At 62.7% G+C, this 16,658-nt stretch carries 16 protein-coding genes; 7 read left to right on the top strand and 9 right to left on the bottom strand.

Annotated elements, in window-relative coordinates; genetic code table 11:
- Both HMPREF3227_RS04835 and HMPREF3227_RS04830 read left to right on the top strand, forming a co-directional pair.
- A partial coding sequence (locus tag HMPREF3227_RS04835; protein WP_369814863.1) for a sensor histidine kinase occupies positions 1-1,137 on the top strand: 1,137 nt, incomplete at its 5' end.
- Complete coding sequence (locus HMPREF3227_RS04830; RefSeq protein WP_066510711.1) at positions 1,134-1,760, top strand: response regulator; 627 nt, start codon at positions 1,134-1,136, stop codon at positions 1,758-1,760. The genes HMPREF3227_RS04835 and HMPREF3227_RS04830, both read left to right, overlap by 4 nt.
- Positions 1,761-1,797: 37 nt before the next feature.
- On the opposite strand, the gene HMPREF3227_RS04825 is transcribed toward HMPREF3227_RS04830, so the two are convergent.
- Positions 1,798-3,027 (bottom strand): MFS transporter, encoded by a 1,230-nt coding sequence (locus HMPREF3227_RS04825; protein ID WP_066510708.1) that lies wholly within the window; start codon positions 3,025-3,027, stop codon positions 1,798-1,800.
- Positions 3,028-3,120: 93 nt separating this feature from the next.
- Between HMPREF3227_RS04825 and HMPREF3227_RS04820 the strand changes: the two genes are divergently transcribed.
- A complete protein-coding gene (locus tag HMPREF3227_RS04820) occupies positions 3,121-3,534 on the top strand; it encodes a YccF domain-containing protein (protein WP_066487725.1) in 414 nt (137 codons plus the stop codon).
- A gap of 86 nt (positions 3,535-3,620) precedes the next feature.
- Positions 3,621-4,034 (top strand): hypothetical protein, encoded by a 414-nt coding sequence (locus tag HMPREF3227_RS04815; RefSeq protein ID WP_066510702.1) that lies wholly within the window; start codon positions 3,621-3,623, stop codon positions 4,032-4,034.
- Between the two features lie 50 nt (positions 4,035-4,084).
- On the opposite strand, the gene HMPREF3227_RS12820 is transcribed toward HMPREF3227_RS04815, so the two are convergent.
- Entirely contained in the window at positions 4,085-4,267 is a 183-nt protein-coding gene (locus HMPREF3227_RS12820) for a type II toxin-antitoxin system RelE family toxin (protein ID WP_082750265.1), read from the bottom strand.
- 8 nt (positions 4,268-4,275) lie between these two features.
- Here HMPREF3227_RS12820 and HMPREF3227_RS12815 point away from each other — a divergent pair, with 8 nt between their 5' ends.
- The gene (locus HMPREF3227_RS12815) at positions 4,276-4,587 is read left to right on the top strand and encodes a type II toxin-antitoxin system prevent-host-death family antitoxin (protein WP_082750264.1); all 312 of its coding nucleotides are present in this window, start codon (positions 4,276-4,278) and stop codon (positions 4,585-4,587) included.
- A 23-nt stretch (positions 4,588-4,610) separates the two neighbouring features.
- Positions 4,611-4,916 carry a hypothetical protein gene (locus tag HMPREF3227_RS04810; protein ID WP_066510695.1) on the top strand — a complete coding sequence of 102 codons (306 nt, stop codon included), beginning with the start codon at positions 4,611-4,613 and terminating at the stop codon, positions 4,914-4,916.
- Between the two features lie 87 nt (positions 4,917-5,003).
- On the opposite strand, the gene pgi is transcribed toward HMPREF3227_RS04810, so the two are convergent.
- Both pgi and HMPREF3227_RS04800 read right to left on the bottom strand, forming a co-directional pair.
- Positions 5,004-6,635: a glucose-6-phosphate isomerase gene (gene pgi, locus HMPREF3227_RS04805; RefSeq protein WP_066510692.1), complete on the bottom strand. Its 1,632-nt coding sequence runs from the start codon at positions 6,633-6,635 to the stop codon at positions 5,004-5,006.
- Between the two features lie 136 nt (positions 6,636-6,771).
- Positions 6,772-7,146 carry a chorismate mutase gene (locus HMPREF3227_RS04800; RefSeq protein ID WP_066487746.1) on the bottom strand — a complete coding sequence of 125 codons (375 nt, stop codon included), beginning with the start codon at positions 7,144-7,146 and terminating at the stop codon, positions 6,772-6,774.
- Between the two features lie 118 nt (positions 7,147-7,264).
- Here HMPREF3227_RS04800 and pcrA point away from each other — a divergent pair, with 118 nt between their 5' ends.
- Positions 7,265-9,901, top strand: a complete 2,637-nt coding sequence (pcrA, locus tag HMPREF3227_RS04795; protein WP_082750263.1) for a DNA helicase PcrA — start codon at positions 7,265-7,267, stop codon at positions 9,899-9,901.
- Between the two features lie 26 nt (positions 9,902-9,927).
- On the opposite strand, the gene HMPREF3227_RS04790 is transcribed toward pcrA, so the two are convergent.
- The 5 genes from HMPREF3227_RS04790 to HMPREF3227_RS04770 all read right to left on the bottom strand — a co-directional run bounded on the left by HMPREF3227_RS04790 (position 9,928) and on the right by HMPREF3227_RS04770 (position 16,490).
- Positions 9,928-10,683: a M23 family metallopeptidase gene (locus tag HMPREF3227_RS04790; protein WP_066510683.1), complete on the bottom strand. Its 756-nt coding sequence runs from the start codon at positions 10,681-10,683 to the stop codon at positions 9,928-9,930.
- Between the two features lie 395 nt (positions 10,684-11,078).
- On the bottom strand, positions 11,079-13,973 hold the full coding sequence (locus tag HMPREF3227_RS04785) for an ABC transporter permease (RefSeq protein WP_066510677.1): 2,895 nt from the start codon (positions 13,971-13,973) through the stop codon (positions 11,079-11,081).
- On the bottom strand, positions 13,973-14,704 hold the full coding sequence (locus tag HMPREF3227_RS04780) for an ABC transporter ATP-binding protein (RefSeq protein WP_066510673.1): 732 nt from the start codon (positions 14,702-14,704) through the stop codon (positions 13,973-13,975). Before HMPREF3227_RS04780 ends, HMPREF3227_RS04785 begins: the two co-directional genes overlap by 1 nt.
- Complete coding sequence (locus HMPREF3227_RS04775; protein WP_066510667.1) at positions 14,701-15,243, bottom strand: PadR family transcriptional regulator; 543 nt, start codon at positions 15,241-15,243, stop codon at positions 14,701-14,703. Before HMPREF3227_RS04775 ends, HMPREF3227_RS04780 begins: the two co-directional genes overlap by 4 nt.
- Positions 15,244-15,725: 482 nt before the next feature.
- Positions 15,726-16,490, bottom strand: coding sequence for a M23 family metallopeptidase (locus HMPREF3227_RS04770; RefSeq protein WP_066487763.1), 765 nt, complete (start codon positions 16,488-16,490; stop codon positions 15,726-15,728).
- Positions 16,491-16,658 lie beyond the last annotated feature (168 nt).

Below are 16,658 nucleotides of genomic sequence, written 5' to 3'. Positions count from 1 at the left end.
TATCAGGTGTCCACCAAACAGGGGTCAGGTCCGTTCGTCGGTTTCGACCGGCGCGACGGTTCCGAATGGAGCGACACGTCGATGAACTACGCAGCCATAGCGGGAATTGTGACGGTTGCTTCGTGGTTCCTTTTGCCGCTGGCTTTGCGCCACGTACCACGCGAATACAGCCCGTACGAAAACTACCCGGGGCCGTTGATCTCTCTGGTGTCCGCGGTGATGATCTGCGCAACGGCAGGCCTCCATCAGCTCGCCGTGAGCGTCTACGTCGTTTATATCTCCCTCGTCTCGCGCGGCAACGTGCGGTGGGGCGTGGCCGGGCTCGTAGCGATGACTGCGAGCCTGGGAGTCAAGGTCTACGATCCCGATGCGTTCGAGACGATCCCCATGAGCGTGTTTGGATATGGCCTGCTGTGGTGTGTATTCGTTCTTTCCGGGTTCCTCATAGGCGTAGCCCGGCATAATCGCAGAGAAAAGCAGAGCATTCTTGTCGCTCAGGCAGAACTCAACGAGGAAAAGTTGCAGGCAGGTACAGAAAAAGCCCGGCAAGAAGAACGCGAGAGAATTGCTCGTGACATGCATGACTCGCTCTCACACAGACTGAGCCTCATCTCCGTCTTTGCCGGCGGACTTGCCTATCGCGACGATTTGAGCCGAGAACAAGTAGCCGAGTCAGCGGCGACAATTCAATCTGAAGCAGAGCACGCAGTGGATGACTTGCGCCGGGTGCTGCATTCGTTGCGCTTTGATGACCGGATTGATCCCCGCACTAGTCTTGAGGACCATGTTGCACGTGCACGCGCTACCGGGACCAAAGTAGCGGTCAATTATGTTGACGATTGCACCGGTGAGCTATCAACGATGGGTGTCCACGCGCTGAGCCGCGCAGTGCAAGAAGGCCTAACCAATGCGCGCAAATACGCGCCGGGGCACAAGGTCCACATCGAAGTAGACCGCGAGGACGACATGGCACGAGTAACGATGCGGAATCGAAAAGCCGAGAAAGTGCTTGCTACGGGAGGCGGAAACGGACTAATGGGTATGCGTGAGCGCGCACGTTTAGCAGGAGGGCGATTAGACGTCCATGACGATGAGGAATTTAGCTGGAGTTTATACTTGCCGTTGGAGGAACGATGATTTCGGTTGTATTGGTTGATGACGAGGAACTGTTGCGGCGCGGAATTCGACTCATTTTGGAAGGCGCAGGCGATATTGAGGTAGTAGGCGAAGCGAGCAATGGCCGCGACGGAGTCGCCCTGGTTACTGAGTGTCGACCTGACCTAGTTTTGATGGATATCCGGATGCCGGTCATGGATGGGATCGAGGCAGTCAAGAAGCTCAAGTCTGCTGTTCCCGATATACCCGTTGTTATGCTGACGGCCTTTGATACCGATGCATTCATCGTGGATGCACTGCATGCCGGGGCGATGGGGTTCTTATTGAAGACGACGGGGCCGGAGGCGCTCGTTGCTTCGGTGCGCGCTGCAGCAGAAGGCCAACAGCTTTTAAGCCCAGAGGCTCTTGCCAAGCTATTGGCTACGCCGCATGAGGCTCCCGCAGAATCCCTGGATGTGGAGGGGCTCAGCACACGCGAAAACGATGTCGCGCAGCTGATAGCTGAAGGACTTGATAACACTGAAATCGCCGAGCAGCTCTATGTCTCCGTGGCGACGGTCAAGACGCACGTCAAGCACATCTTGGAAAAAATTGGCGGTACCAACCGAGTCCATATTGCCATCGCGGTACTAGAGCGGCGGTAATTGATAGATACGTGGTGCGACGGATCCGTTCTGTGGCTTAAGCGGTACGAGGGAGTTGATCCTCGACATAGGTCTGGCGAGATGCGAAGTAGCCAGCGATAAGCGTGACCACGCCGATGGCGGCCATCACCGCGAGCGGAATGAAGAAAGAGCCGGTGGCCTCGCGTGCGGCGCCGGTGAGCAGGGGACCGAGTGAGGCAAAGGTGTAGCCCACGCCCTGGCCGAAAGAGGTGAGCGCGGTGGCGCCCTCGAGGGTGCGTGCCCTGATATTGACGAGCACAATGGCCATGGGGAAGAGGACAGTACCGACGGCGGCGAGCGTGACCCAGAGCCACGGCGCTGCGAGCGGGGCGAAAGCAAGGCCCAACATCGCGGCAGAAAAGAAGACCGCGGACATGATGACGACGGGGAAGACGTTATCCAGGCGCCCGGCGAGCCATGGGCCGGCGATCGTGACAGGAATGCCGAGAACACTAAAAAGAGCGAGCATATTCGCGCCGTACTGCGCGGTGTGGCCCGCGTCGGTGAAGATCTGCGGGATGAACGTCATCATCGTGTAGGCCACCAGCGAATTGGAGCCGAACATGAAGGCCATGCCGACGCCGATGGTGGTGCGCCACACCGGCAGACGGAAGTTGGGCTCGGGCGCGGTGTCGATGGGGTTCGGGCCGCGGTGGATGAGCAGCGGCATCCAACTCACTGCCGCGATGGCGGCGAGCACACCCCAGGAACCAAGCGACATCTGCCAGCCGGGCAGGCCCAAGTTCTCCGCCCAGTCCATCATGGGTACGGCGACAACGGGTGCTGCGGCGAGCATGATCTGACTCGACATCATGAAAGTGAGCGACATGCTGGGCACGTGACGCGGGAAGTATTCGCGCACGACAAGCGGCATGGTCGCGTTGAGGATGCCGATGGCAAACAGCGCGATGAGTGAGCCGACGGGCAACAGCCACTCGTTGGGATAGACGACGCGCAGCAGCTGGCCCACGGCGGTAAGTCCGAGCGAGAGGAGCATCATCTCGCTGAGCGTGAAGCGTGCCTTGATGCGGGGGAGCACGAACGCCGAGGCCGCGAACATCGCAGTGGGCACCGTGCCGATGATGCCCACCATGGTTCCGCTCATGCCTGTGGAGGCTTGGATCTCCGGAATGAGTGGGGAGATCGCCGTGATGACGGAGCGCAAATTGACCGCGGCCAGGATGATAGCGATGAGTGCAGTGATGCGCGGATAGCGGATGTTCTTATGCGGGGGAGGTGTGCTCATGATGGTGCTTCATCTTAGGTGCTGGTTACGCTGGTGGCGATCCGAGCGTTCCACCCCTGTGCCCTGCAGGTCTGTGCGGCTAGGCTGGGGCTCATGAAGACGATTCTCAACGTGATTTGGTTTATCTCCGGCGGCTTCCTCCTCGCCTTGGGCTACTTCCTGGCAGGCATCCTCGCCTGCATCTTCGTGGTCACCATCCCCATGGGCGTGGCCTCGTTCCGCATGGCACGCTTTGCCCTGTGGCCCTTTGGTAAGACCGTCGTGCAGCCTGCCCGAGGCACCGGCGGCATGTCGGCCGTCTCCAACGCCATCTGGTTCATCATCGCGGGTCTCTGGCTGGCCATCGGCCACGTCGCCACCGCGCTCGCGCAGACCGTGACCATCGTGGGGATCCCGGTGGCCCTGGCTAACCTCAAGATGATCCCGGTGACCTGCTTCCCGTTCGGCCGCAAGATCGTGGACTCGGATGTCATCCCGCACGGCTGGGAGCCCATGATCAAGCTCTAAGAATTTTCTCCAGAAACCGGCTATCGGCAGCGGAAAAGGGATAGACTGAGGACAACCTAGTTCTAATCTTTTACAAGGAGTTCGTCATGCCTGGTTTTAGCCTCGATAAGCTGCAACAGCTCGCTGGCCCTGCCGCCGCGGTGGTCGCGCTCATCATCACGCTGATCGCCTCCCTCGTGCCGGGACTCGGCTCGAGCGCCCCGACCGAGACGAAGGGCACCGTCATCTTCACCGTCGTAGACCGCGCTGGACTTCCCATGCAGTGTTCCTACACGAGCACGTGGCCAGAGATCCAGACCAAGGAAATCAAATACACCGCGCAGAACGGCACCGTGGGCTTTGACGCCCCAGCCGGCACCACCGTGGAAGTGAACTTCGACTGCCCGGCCGGCAAGGCCACCGCCAGCGCCACCGCACCGGAGACCGGCGTCGCACAGAAGAAGGTCACTGTGGACGGCTTTGCGTTGAGCTCGAAGGATGAGGGATCGAGCGCAGCGTAAACGCAGACCACACTGAAAATGTAGGGACGCCACGGTTGACGTGGGCGTCCCTATTTTTTATTGACACCTCCGCGCGGACCGAGGGTAAAAATCCCGATGACGAGTTGGCCTTGATCCACGGTGTACACCACGCGGTACCTTCCCACGCGGATGCGAAAGCTCCCTCGCCCTTGGAGTTTCTTGTAGCCCGTGGGGAATGGAAGGGTCTCGAGAGCATCGATGGCATCCTGCATGGCGGAGTATGCAGCGGGAGCACCGCGACGAATTGGGCGTCACTATTGATGAAAGTCGCTTTACTGGGAAGCGGACGATCGTTACCCGCAATGGGAAACGCGTTGCGGCAATCGTTCCCGTCAGTGATCTAGAAAGGCGTGAGGAGCTCGAAATGGAAGCGGATGTTGCTGCCTTTGATGAAGCTCGTCGGGCTGATGATGGCAAGCGCATACCGTGGCGGGATATCCGTGATTCCTCAAGCGCTCGCGACGGAATTTTTGGTTGCCGCAGTCACCGCGTGAGCGCACTGAAAATAGGATTCTCTTCGCTGAGTGCTTAGACATACAGAGAAAGGACAGCGCTATGGGATTCGGTGGAGCCTTCTATAGAAGGGACTCGGACGGGCGCCCGTGGGTGCCGCCGTGGTGGTTCTCCTTCGTCATCCTTCCCTTGTTGGTCATCGCGACGTTCTATGTAAGCCAGGTGACCGGCTGGGGCGGGGTGGCGTCCTCCAATGGGGAAGGCGTGCCGTGGAGCGAGGTGACTTCGGACGGAGTGATTCTCTACGTCGTGGGGTTCATGGCGTTCTACTTCGTCCTCGTGCTGCCCATCTTCGTAGTCCGCAGGCACCTGTGGGATAAGAAGCAGCAGGACGCGTCCCAGTCCTAAAAAGAAACCCTCAGTTCCACCGCGATGGTGAACTGAGAGTTTCTCCTTTGTGCGCCACCGGCGAGGCCGGGGACGCGCGATGTGGTCTTAGCGGTTCTGGCGGTACCAGCGCACGAGCTCGTCAGTGGAGGTGTCGCCGGAGTTGACCTCTTCCTTACCGGAGACGGCCGGGGCCAAGTCATTCGCCTGCTGCTTGCCCAACTCCACGCCCCACTGGTCGAAGGAGTTGATGTGCCAGATCATGCCCTCCGTGAACACGATGTGCTCGTAGAGGGCGATGAGCGCGCCGAGGGCGTGCGGGGTGAGCTCCTCGGCGAGCAGCGTGGTGGTGGGGCGGTTGCCCGGCATGACCTTGTGGGGGACGACCTCGGGGTCGACGCCTTCGTTGGTGATCTCCTCGGCGGTTTTACCAAAAGCCAGGACCTTGGTCTGCGCGAAGAAGTTGCCCATGAGCAGGTCGTGCATGGAACCCGAGCCGTCCGCAGTGGGGAAGTCCTCACGAGGGCGGGCAAAGCCAATAAAGTCAGCCGGGATGAGGTGCGTGCCCTGGTGCATGAGCTGGAAGAAGGCATGCTGGCCGTTGGTGCCCGGCTCGCCGAAGTAAATCTCGCCGGTGTTGTAGTCCACATCCTTGCCGCCGTGGCACACGGACTTGCCGTTGGACTCCATGGTCAGCTGCTGCAGGTACGCAGGGAAGCGGGCGAGGTCCTGGGAGTAGGGGAGCACGGCGTGCGTCTGCGCCCCCAGGAAGTCGGTGTACCAGACGCCGAGCAGACCCATGAGGACAGGAACGTTCTCCTCGAGCGGTGCGGTGCGGAAGTGCTCATCCATGGCATGCATGCCAGCGAGGAACTCGCGGAAGTTCTCCGGGCCGATGGCGGCCATGAGCGACAGGCCAATGGCGGAGTCAACGGAGTAGCGGCCGCCCACCCAGTTCCAGAACCCAAACATGTTCGCGGTATCGATGCCGAACTCGGCGACCTTCTCCGCGTTGGTGGACACGGCGACGAAGTGCTTGGCGATGGCCTCGGTGTTGCCGTCGTAGGCCTCGAGCGTCCAGCGGCGTGCCGCGTGGGCGTTGGTGAGGGTTTCCTGCGTGGTGAAGGTCTTGGAGGCGACGATGAACAGGGTGGTCTCCGGATCGAGGTCCGCGAGGTTGGCCGCCATATCGGATGGGTCGACGTTGGAGACGAAGCGCGCCTCAATATCGCCGGCGAGGTAGGTGCGCAGCGCCTTGTAAGCCATGGCCGGGCCGAGGTCCGAGCCGCCAATACCGATATTGACGACGGTCTTAATCTTCTTACCGGAGTGGCCGGTCCAGGAGCCGTTGTGCAGGGAGGCGACGAAACCTTCCATGCGGTTGAGCACTTCCTGGACATCGGCGTCTACGTCCTGGCCATCGACGGTGAGCTTGGTGCCCGCCGGAGCACGCAGTGCGGTGTGGAGGACGGCGCGGTCCTCGGTGGAGTTGAGGTGCTCGCCCGCAAACATCTTGTCGCGGGAAGACTCGATGCCCGCCGCGTGGGCCATGTCGAGGAGCGCGTCACGCACAGCGTCGTCGATGAGGTTCTTCGACAGATCGACGTGCCAACCAGCGGCGTCGAACGTCCAGTTCTTCGTGCGGTTGGGATCTGTGGCGAAGAGCTCACGCAGATTCGGGCGTGGAGCTGCGGCGAGCTCGGTGAGAGCGTTCCATTGAGGGTTCGACGTAATGGACATAAGGCGGGGCCTTCCTTCGCTTATTCAGGCGGGGTCTTTTACATCTTCCTACCGTAGTCCAAAAGTTTCACGCACGAGCGGGCAAAGATAGCGAAAAATGGTGCCCGATCGGGGATTTTCGCCACAGCGCGCGTGTCTAGCCCAGGCGCCCGCGGCCCATGCGTAGCAACGCTGACGCGATGGCGGGGCCTTCCTCGCCCAACTCATCGCGGAATTGGTTGATGATCTGCACCTCGCGGGTGTGGACCAGGCGCGTGCCGCCGGAGCTCATGCGCGTGCGCCCGATGGCTTGGGAGACCTGTTGGCGGCGCTTGGCGGCGTCGAGGATGATCCGGTCCATGCGGTTGATCTCCTCGCGGTAGCGCTGGATCTCCGCGTCGGAGAGGGGATCGTCCGTGCCGGACGGCATGCGGACGTCAAAGTCAGACTCGACGTTCGGGGTGGTCGTGCCGGTCTCGGGGATGTCGGTGCCCTCGGGGAAATCGGTACCGGAGTTAGTGTCAGCGCTCATGCGCTCATAATGTAGTCGCGGACACACCAAAAGCCAAGCATAGGGGCCAGATAGGGGCGGGTGTTCGGGCGTGGGGAACGACTCGTGTCGGCGGCTGCTAGTACGGTTGTAAGCCATCATGGATAACGCGTCTCCTTTTAACTCGAACCCTGCCTCGAAGTCGGACTCCGGCTCCACGCGCAACGTCGGCCAGAATCCCTTTGGCGGAGATAGTGCCGCGCGTGCGTCGCAGGCACCCGTGCCGGGCTTCCGTCCGCGCACCCAGGGCGGTTTCGGCGCGCCCGCGGGCGCTGCAGAGGCCGCCAGTAACGGCCAGCCAGCGGGGGAGGACCCGCTCGTTGCGGGTCTCAACCCCCAGCAGAAGGAAGCCGTGGAGCACATCGGTGCGCCGCTGCTCATTGTGGCAGGCGCGGGCTCAGGCAAGACGGCGGTGCTTACGCGCCGCATCGCGTACCTCATGCATCGCCGCGGCGTGCAGCCGTGGCAGATCCTCGCCATCACGTTTACCAACAAAGCGGCGGCGGAGATGAAAGAGCGCGTGGGGCAGCTGGTAGGTCCCGTTGCGGAGCGTATGTGGGTCTCCACGTTCCACTCCATCTGTGTGCGCATCCTGCGCCAGAACGCGCAGCTTGTGCCGGGGCTGAACACGAACTTCACGATCTACGACAGCGATGACGCGCGCCGGCTGCTCACCATGATTGCCAAGGACATGCAGCTGGACCTGAAGAAGTACACCGGCCGTGTCCTCGCCAACCAGATTTCAAATCACAAGAATGAGCTCGTCGGTCCGGAGGAGGCGCTCGCGGAGGCCTCGAAGACGAAGAACCCGTTCGATACAACAGTCGCGCAGGTCTTCGCCGAGTATCAGCGCCGCCTGCGCGCGGCCAACGCCGTGGACTTCGATGATCTCATTGGTGAGGTCGTGCGCATCTTCACCCAGCACCCACAGGTGGTGGACTTCTATCGTCGGCGTTTCCGCCATGTGCTCATTGACGAGTACCAGGACACCAACCACGCGCAGTACCGTCTTGTCTCCGCGTTGGTCGGCGATGGCGTGGCACCCAATCCGGAACTGTGCGTCGTTGGCGACTCGGACCAGTCTATCTACGCCTTCCGCGGCGCGACCATTCGCAATATCGAGGAATTCGAGCGCGACTACCCGCAGGCGCGCACGATTTTGCTCGAGCAGAACTACCGCTCGACGCAGAATATCCTCAACGCCGCGAACGCCGTCATCGCGCAGAACGAGCACCGCCGCGAGAAGAACCTGTGGACCGCCCACGGGGAGGGGCCCAAGATCATCGGTTACGTCGCGGACAACGAGCACGATGAGGCCCGGTTCATCGCCCAGGAGATCGACCAGCTCGCGGATAGCGGACGCAACTACTCCGATATCGCGGTCATGTACCGCACGAACAACGCGTCGCGCGCGGTGGAGGATATCTTTATGCGCTCGGGCATCCCGTACAAGGTGGTCGGCGGCACGCGCTTCTACGAGCGCCGCGAGATCCGCGATATCGTGGCCTACCTGCGCATCATGGATAACCCGGATGACACGGTGAGCCTGCGCCGCATTATCAACGTGCCCAAGCGTGCGATCGGCGACGCAGCCCAGGGCCACATTGCGGTCCATGCGGACAATATGGGGGTGAGCTTTGGCCGCGCGCTTGTCGATGCCGCGGTGGACAAGGTCCCAGGCCTCGGCGCCCGTGCACGCAACGCGGTGGGGCGCTTCAATGAGATGATGGATGGCCTGCGCGCACAGCTGCCGGGCATGACCAATGAGGTGACAGGGCAGCCGGATCTGGGTGAGCTCATCACGGCGATCCTCGAGGCGACGGGATATAAAGAACAGCTCGAGCAGTCGAATGATCCACAGGATGGTGCGCGCCTCGATAACCTCAACGAGTTGGTTTCCGTCGCGCGCGAGTTCTCCTCGGAGGCCGCGAACCAGATGGCGTTTATGGATGACGACGATAAGGACTTGCTAAAGCAAGCCGAAGAAGACGGAGAAGCCGCGCCGGGCTCCCTGCAAGCCTTCCTGGAGAAGGTCTCGCTGGTCGCTGACGCGGATCAGATTCCGGACTCCGAACAGGGAGTCGTGACACTCATGACGCTGCATACCGCCAAGGGCTTGGAGTTCCCAGTCGTCTTCCTCACCGGCTGGGAGGACGGCCAATTCCCGCACATGCGCTCCCTCGGAGACCCGAAGGAGCTGAGCGAAGAACGCCGTCTGGCGTATGTCGGCATCACGCGTGCCCGTGAGCAGCTGTATCTCACGCGAGCAATTCTGCGTTCGTCGTGGGGCAATCCCTTGACGAACCCGGCCAGCCGCTTCCTCGGCGAGATCCCGGAAGATCTCATCGACTGGCGCCGCGAAGAGCCCGATTCCAGTTTGTCCAGCTCCGGTCACGGAGCTGGAGCGTGGGGCAGTGGTGGAGACGATTATTCTTATGGCCGCAGCTTCGGCCGTGACTGGTCGGGGTACGGGAGCAGCCGCGGTGGCGGCTCGCGTGGTTCCGGGTCGTCCGCGTCTTCCCCAACGCAGCGGCGCCGTGAACCGTCCTCGTCCATGCCAAAGAACAAGAATCTTCACCTTGAGGTCGGCGACCGCGTCAACCATGCCAAGTACGGACTCGGCAAGGTGGTGGCCGCCAGTGGCACCGGCGCTCGCGCGACGGTGACCATTGATTTTGGCTCGGCGGGCACGGTCCGACTCATGCTCATCGGTGGTGTGCCGATGGAAAAGCTTTAGACCGTGCGCGGTAAGCCGGGCTGCAACTAGAAGTTAATGCCCTGCTCGGCGAACCAAGCCTGCGGATCCACCGGCGTGGTGCCGTCCGGGTGAATCTCGAAGTGCAGGTGCGGGCCGGTGGACTGGCCCTCGCTGCCGATGGACGCAATCTGCTGGCCGGCGCTCACGCGCTCACCCACGCCCACGAGTAGGGAGCTGGCCTGCATGTGGCCGTAGACCGACACGGAGCCGTCGTCGTGCTGGACGCGAATCCAGTTGCCGAAGCCCTGTGCGGGGCCCGAGCTGATGACGGTGCCGTCCATGACGGAGACAATCGGTGTGCCAATCGGGTTGGCGATGTCGATGCCGTTGTGCATCGCACCCCAGCGCTGACCGAAGCCGGAAGTGTAGGTACCCGAGGTCGGGAAGACCACCGTGGCGCCGGAGGCCGTGCGGCCGCGCATGCTCGTGCTGAGCGCACCCGTGCTCGTCGACGGAGCGAAAGCCTCAGACAGGCCCGGCACGATGGACGGGTCCAGCACGATGTTGAGCTCGTTGGTCTCTGCTTTGTAATCGATAGTCGGCACAACGCCCTCGTTGAGGACGCCGTTCGCCGCCTGAGCAAAGCCGATGGCGGCGCCCAGGAGGCCAGCACCGTCCACGGCTCCGTTTGACTCCGATTGGGACGACCCTTGCGAGACGTTGAAGGAGGCAACGGGGGTGTGCGCCGTGGCGGCCGGGGCGACGCCGAGCGCCGCGATGAGTGCGGCGGCGGCGAGGCCCGTGCGGTGGGTGCGCTTCATAAAAAGAGTCCTTTTCGGGTTGGACAAAATTCCAAAAAATTACTGCCAGTGGCCGTCGGCGTGTCGCTCCACGATTTCCGGCCACGTTATGGCAACGAAATAAAAGCTATCCCGTGGGTCCGCCATTGGCAACACATCAAAATATGCAGGTAAATGCCCCAAATTCGAAAACCATTCGAACATGCCAGCGTGTTATGCATGTTACTAATGTGAAAGGTGTTACAACTGTAAAGTCTCGATTTAGCGAACGGGGGTAAGGGTCGGGGGTGGCTAAATATCGTCTCTGTAACATTCAGTATCCTCCCAGCTCATCAGCATCTCCGAACGCTGCACACAGAAGAAATCCCTGCGCACGCGAGAGTGTGCAGGGAATTTCTGTGAGAATCGGCGTGTCGCTACCGCGCACCATGTAGCCAGGCCTGCGATGGCGCCTGCGTGCTAAACGAGCGCTCGGCCTCGCGTCCCGGAAGCAGATCGGCTCGGTCGCGTCCCTGCGCGTCGAGCCGTGGGCGGTGGACCCACCACGCGAGTGCCGCCGTGACGAGGGGAACGACCACGCCGACGGCCATCATGAGCCATGACGGCTGGTAGTACGGTAGGCTGCCCCACCGGTATACCTCGCCCGCAATGGTGTGGGCGTCGCGGGTAGTGAAGAAGAAGGCGCTCACATGTCCAGCGAGGATGCCAGTCCACAGGCCGAGGGCAGCGACGAGTCCCGCCTGCAGGGCCGCGACCTTGGCGGCGAAGCCGGGAGCTGCGCCAAGCGAGGCGAAGACTCGGGACTCGCGACGAATGCCGGCGGCGGCGAGCGCGATGACGAGTGCCAACGCGACGAAGGATAGACCTGCGACTGCTGCGGCGAATGGCCAGGTCGGCGGATTGTAGAACTTGTAGACCGCGGAGGAATACCCGTACGCCAGGGGAGCAGGCGGGTTGCCTTCCTCACTGCCATAAATGTCCTCACGAATGGTGTTGTCCTGGCGGCGCGTGATGGGGTCATCGGTGAGCAAGGCAGTACCGGCATAGATGACCTTGACGCCTAGCTCGCGCGCGGCATCCTCGCTCACAAGGGTGAGCGACCTAGCGTGGAGCGGCAGAGCCTCCGCAATGGGAAGCTCCTTGCGTGCTTCTTTCGAAGCTTCCTCCCATGCGTAGCTACCGTCATTGGCAATCTCGACTGCGTCGTAGCGCTTGGACACGACCTCAGTGGTCTTCGCGTCGGCCAAGCCATGTCCCTTGTTGATGACCACGCCGCCGGCGCGCAGCGTTGCCGCCGCGCGGTCGCGATCCTCAGGTGAGTCGAACTTAAAAAGCGAGAACAGATCCTCGATGGTGTCCTGGGACGCGACGATGAGAAGGTTGCCCAGGGGCGATTCGGAGGGATTTGAAGAGGTGCCAGCCAGCGTGGACAGGCAGGCACGCGCGGCGTCTGGATCGATGTCGGTCGTGCGTCCCTGTGCGTCGGCGTATACCACGGCGCTTGGGTCATCGGTATACGCTGCGGCGCACTCCTCGGCCGCGGGAACATAGAGCTGCGTCGAGCTGTCGTCTGGGCCGTAAGGTTCACGCCGCGCGTCCGCATCGAGTGCGTAGACGTCGACCTCCTTGGTCGGGCCGAGGTGTGGCGCAATGCGACCGATGCCCTCGCGGGCGGCCTCCCGGGAGTCCGCATTGACAAAGGCGAGATTGCTCGGCGTATACGTCGCGGCTATGGCCTGGCCTTGGGCATCATCGGTGCGCATCGAGACGACACCACCCACCACGAGTGCGGTGAGCGCGGCGATGGCCGCCACAGCGGGCAGCGTGTGGAGCGAACGGCGCGTGAGCCCGCGGCCGGCGGTGCGCAGCGCGACGGGAGCGCGGCGTGTAGCGTGTGCGACCCAGAAGACGAGCCCTGGAATGCTCAACGTCATCGCCACGAGACCGACGAAGACGATGATGGTCCACCAGTCTCCCCCCGAGACATAGTGACGGTTCCCCGGGGTTTCGGCGAACCATAGGACGAGGGCGCCGATGGTCGTGAGCGCAAGTAAGACGGGGCCGCACACCATCCACCAGCGCCAGCGGACCATGCGGTCGGGTGCGCCGCCAGCCAAGGCACCGGCTAAAGAATTGCGGGCGGTGAGATAGGCAGGCACCGCGGCGGCGGTGATCGAGCCGAGTACGGCGACAAGACACGCGACGCCGATGCTCATCCACGGGATGTGCACGCTCCACCCGGGGTTCGCGATAGCCCACCAGGCCCAGCCGATGCCGCCGCCGAGGACCACGCCGAGCGTGGCGCCGATGGCACCGGCGAAGAGCGCGAAGACCAAGACCGCGGCCGCGATGTGCCAGCGCGACGCACCCTGGGCGGAGAGCATCGCGAACAGTCGCGTGTGGCGAGCGAGCGCCAGCGAGAATACGGGCGAAATAAACAGAACGATAAGCAGTGCGATGACCGCATAGAATGCCAGCGCGCTGAGGATTGCCAACGCAACCTGGCCAGGTGTCATGCCGGCCCAGGCCATCGGCGCGGCACTCGCGTGGTCCGGATTGATCTCAGGGGCATCGGCCGGAGGATGCGTGGCCAGGTCGGTGCTCAGCAGCATGCCGCCGCGCACGTTGACGTATTCGACGTCGGCCCACGAGATCTCCCCGCGTGGCCGGTAGAGCCACGTCACCATGGCCTCCACAGTGGTCGGGAGATCGACCTCGCGGTCATAGAGCGCGCCGTCGATGACGAGCGATTGATATGAAGGCGAGATAGCAGCGACGGTGAGCGTGCGCGTCGTTCCATCGGGCAGGGCCGTGGTGACGGAATCGCCGACAGAGATGTCCATCGCCTCCGCATTGAACTCGTCGAGGAAGATCTCATCAGGCCCCAGCGATGTAGGGAGATCCTCAGGCAAGAAGTCCGGGGAAAGCTGCACGATGGGAGAGTAGTACCTACCCGTCGGAGTAGCATCCGCGCCCTTCGCAACGTCTACGGTGAACTCCAGCTGGCGACCAATTTCGATGGAGTCGGGGACGACGGCCTCGGCATCGGAATACGCGGTGGGCATGCGCTGATCGCCGGTGCACGTTCCCGAGTACATGCCCGGTTCCTGCACGCAGGTCCCGCCTTCGATGGCGAGTTGCTCACCACTCGCGGGACTGGCAAGACGCCCGCTGCCGGAGGCGTCGCTGATGGCCAGCGCAACGACGACTGCGATGGGCAGCGCGATGAGCAGGACTGCGGCGATGAGCCGTCCGGGCGCGCGGAACATGTCGCGCCGGGTGGCGCGGGTGGCGGCGGCAAGGGAAGACATTATTTCTCCTCCTGTCCCGGGCGCGCGGCCTGTGGCGCGCCCGGTTCGCTGAGGCGGCCATCGCGGACCATGACGACGCGGTCGGCCCACGCGGCAAAGCGTGGCTCGTGCGTAACGAGGAGTCCGGAGGCACCGGCGTCAATGCGCGCACGCAGGGCGTTCATCACGTCCTCGCCCGTGGCGGTATCAAGCGCGCCCGTGGGCTCATCCGCGAGGAGGACGCGGCGCGGGCCAATGAGCGCACGCGCAATGGCGACGCGCTGGGCCTGGCCGCCGGAGATTTCCTCGGGGTAGCGATCGGCAAACCCTGCGCCGTCGAGGCCGACCTCGGAGAGGGCGGCATCGGCAAGCTCGCGGCAGCGGGAGGGGGACTCGCCGTCGAGTTCAAGCGGCAGCGTGACATTCTCGCCGATGGTGAGCGTGGAGACAAGATTGAAGTCCTGGAAAACGAAGCCCAAGTGCTTGCGGCGAGCCTGGGCGGCGCGACGCGCGGAGAAGTCCGCGGTGTCGACACCCTCGATGAGCACGCGACCGGAGGTGGGGCGTAGGAGGAGCCCCGCGACATTGAGCAACGTCGACTTACCGGAACCGGAGGGACCCATGACGGCGACGAGCTCGCCGGGGTGTAGCTCGAGCGAAGCGGAGTCGAGCGCCGTGACCTGGCGGGCGCCAGTACCGAAGACGCACGTGACGTCCTGGAGCTCGAGGGGGAGCGGAGAGGCGGCATTCATCGGTTTTCATTCTCCTGTGCGTTGGTGGAAAGGGGAGCGAGCGCTTCGACGCGGTCGAGCCAGCGCAGCGTGGCTTCGAGCTCGAAGATGCGTTTCTCTGAAGCGAGACGGTGGGCGCTGCGCACCTGGGGCATGTCGCGCTGTGCGGCGGTGAGCTCGCGGACGGCCTGGAGCGTGGCGAAGCGTTGGTTATCGAGGAGCGAGACGAGATCGATCTCAGGACGGCGTGCGGCGAGCGCGACTTTGATGACGAGCTCGTCGCGGTCAGCCGCCGGAGGGAGGACGGGCGAGTTGAACCAGCTGTGCAGTTCTGCGCGGCCTTCCTCCGTGATGGCGTACTGATCGGCCTTGCGCCCAGTGGGACCGGTGGTGGTGCCGGACTGAGCGATGAGCTCGTCGCGCTCCAACCGGGTGAGCGTTTGGGAGACCTGTCCGATGTTGAGTGTGGATCCCGTTTCTTCCGCGTAGCCATGCTGCAGGGCGCTCGCGCTCGCCGGCGCGGCCGCGAGCAGGGCCAATAGTGAATGTTTCACTGACATGATGGTCCTTCACGAAAGCGGTATGTGTACTGGTAAGGGCGTTGGTTACTGGGTAACCCGAGAGTTAGATTACCGGGTAACCATTGGGGCGTCAATGGCACGTGCGTTCGGTGGTGTGATGTGGGGGTTTGTATATATGTGTATGGGCGAGGTTCGTACTGGGCCGTCTGAGTGCTACCTCTTTACCCCCGTTTGGCACTAAAGTCTTGAACCTCCCCGGAGTAAAGTGGTGAAACGGGGTAGTTCAGGGGTGAAAATGCTGACGCGTCCGCAAGCGGCATGTGTATTAAAGTGATTTAACACACAGTAGAGGTAAGAGGGGCTTGTGCGGCCCTTATTGCCCGTGATTACACGTGCCGAGGAGCCTGAATGTTCGGTGGCCATGGCTGGGGCGGTGCTGTGGGGAGGAACGAAAAACGCCGAGTGCCCGCCTCCGTGAAGGAGGCGGGCACTCAGCGACGGTAGAAGTGTGAGGCGCTTATTTAGACGTTGATACCGCGCTCAGCGAGCCATGCGGCCGGGTCGACCGGGGTCGTGCCGTCCGGGTGGATCTCGAAGTGGAGATGGGAACCGGTGGAGAAGCCCAGCGAACCCATGCCAGCGATCTTCTGGCCGGCGGTGACGTGCTCGCCGACGGCGACGTCGAGGGTCTGCATGTGGCCGTAGACGGACACGGAGCCGTCCTCGTGCTTGATGCGGATCCACTGGCCGTAGCCGGAAGCCGGGCCCGAGTCGATGACGGTGCCGTCCATGACGGCGAGGATTGGGGTGCCCGGGGAGTTGGCGATATCGATGCCGTAGTGGAAGGAGCCCCAGCGCGGGCTGAACGGCGAGGTGAAAGCGCCCTCGGCCGGGCGAGCGACAGACGGTGCACGAGCAGCTTCATCGGCAGCTTGGCGGGCCTCAGATGCCTGGATAGCGGTGTTGAGCTGCTCGTCCAGGTTGGGCACCGGCTTGACCTCGGCAAGGTTGAGGACCTGCGGGGCGGTGGTGATGGCGGTCATTGCGCCATCAGCGGACTGCTGCAGCTGCTCCTGAGCGTCGCCCAGCGGGTTGGTCGTAGCGGCGAGCTTGACGTCCTGAGTCTCGGAACCGGACTGCAGCTGTGCGGCCGTGGCGCCACCAACGCCTGCGGATGAGACGGCACCCGCGGCGACGGTGAAGAGCGCGATGCGGCCCTTTGCGGTCTGTGCGGTAGCGATCTTGCGGTGGCGGCCGGAGCCGGCGCGCTGAGTCGTGCTTCGCATCTAACTTCTTCTTTCTTGTCCTTCATTCGTTACCAGAGGCGAAACGTTACGATGCGCCCTGTAGGTTTACGAATTTGTGACCTACTTGTTATCAACGAAAGGTAACAATAGCGTCTCGATGAGGGCTGGGCAAGCCGCTTGAGCAGTTCTTAGTCGATTCTTAGCAAT

Origin of the sequence: Corynebacterium sp. CMW7794, from assembly GCF_001563605.1 — a bacterium.
Taxonomy (GTDB): domain Bacteria; phylum Actinomycetota; class Actinomycetes; order Mycobacteriales; family Mycobacteriaceae; genus Corynebacterium; species Corynebacterium phoceense.
Note: the sequence above shows the minus strand (reverse complement) of the source record. Positions and strands in the feature narration are given on the sequence as shown.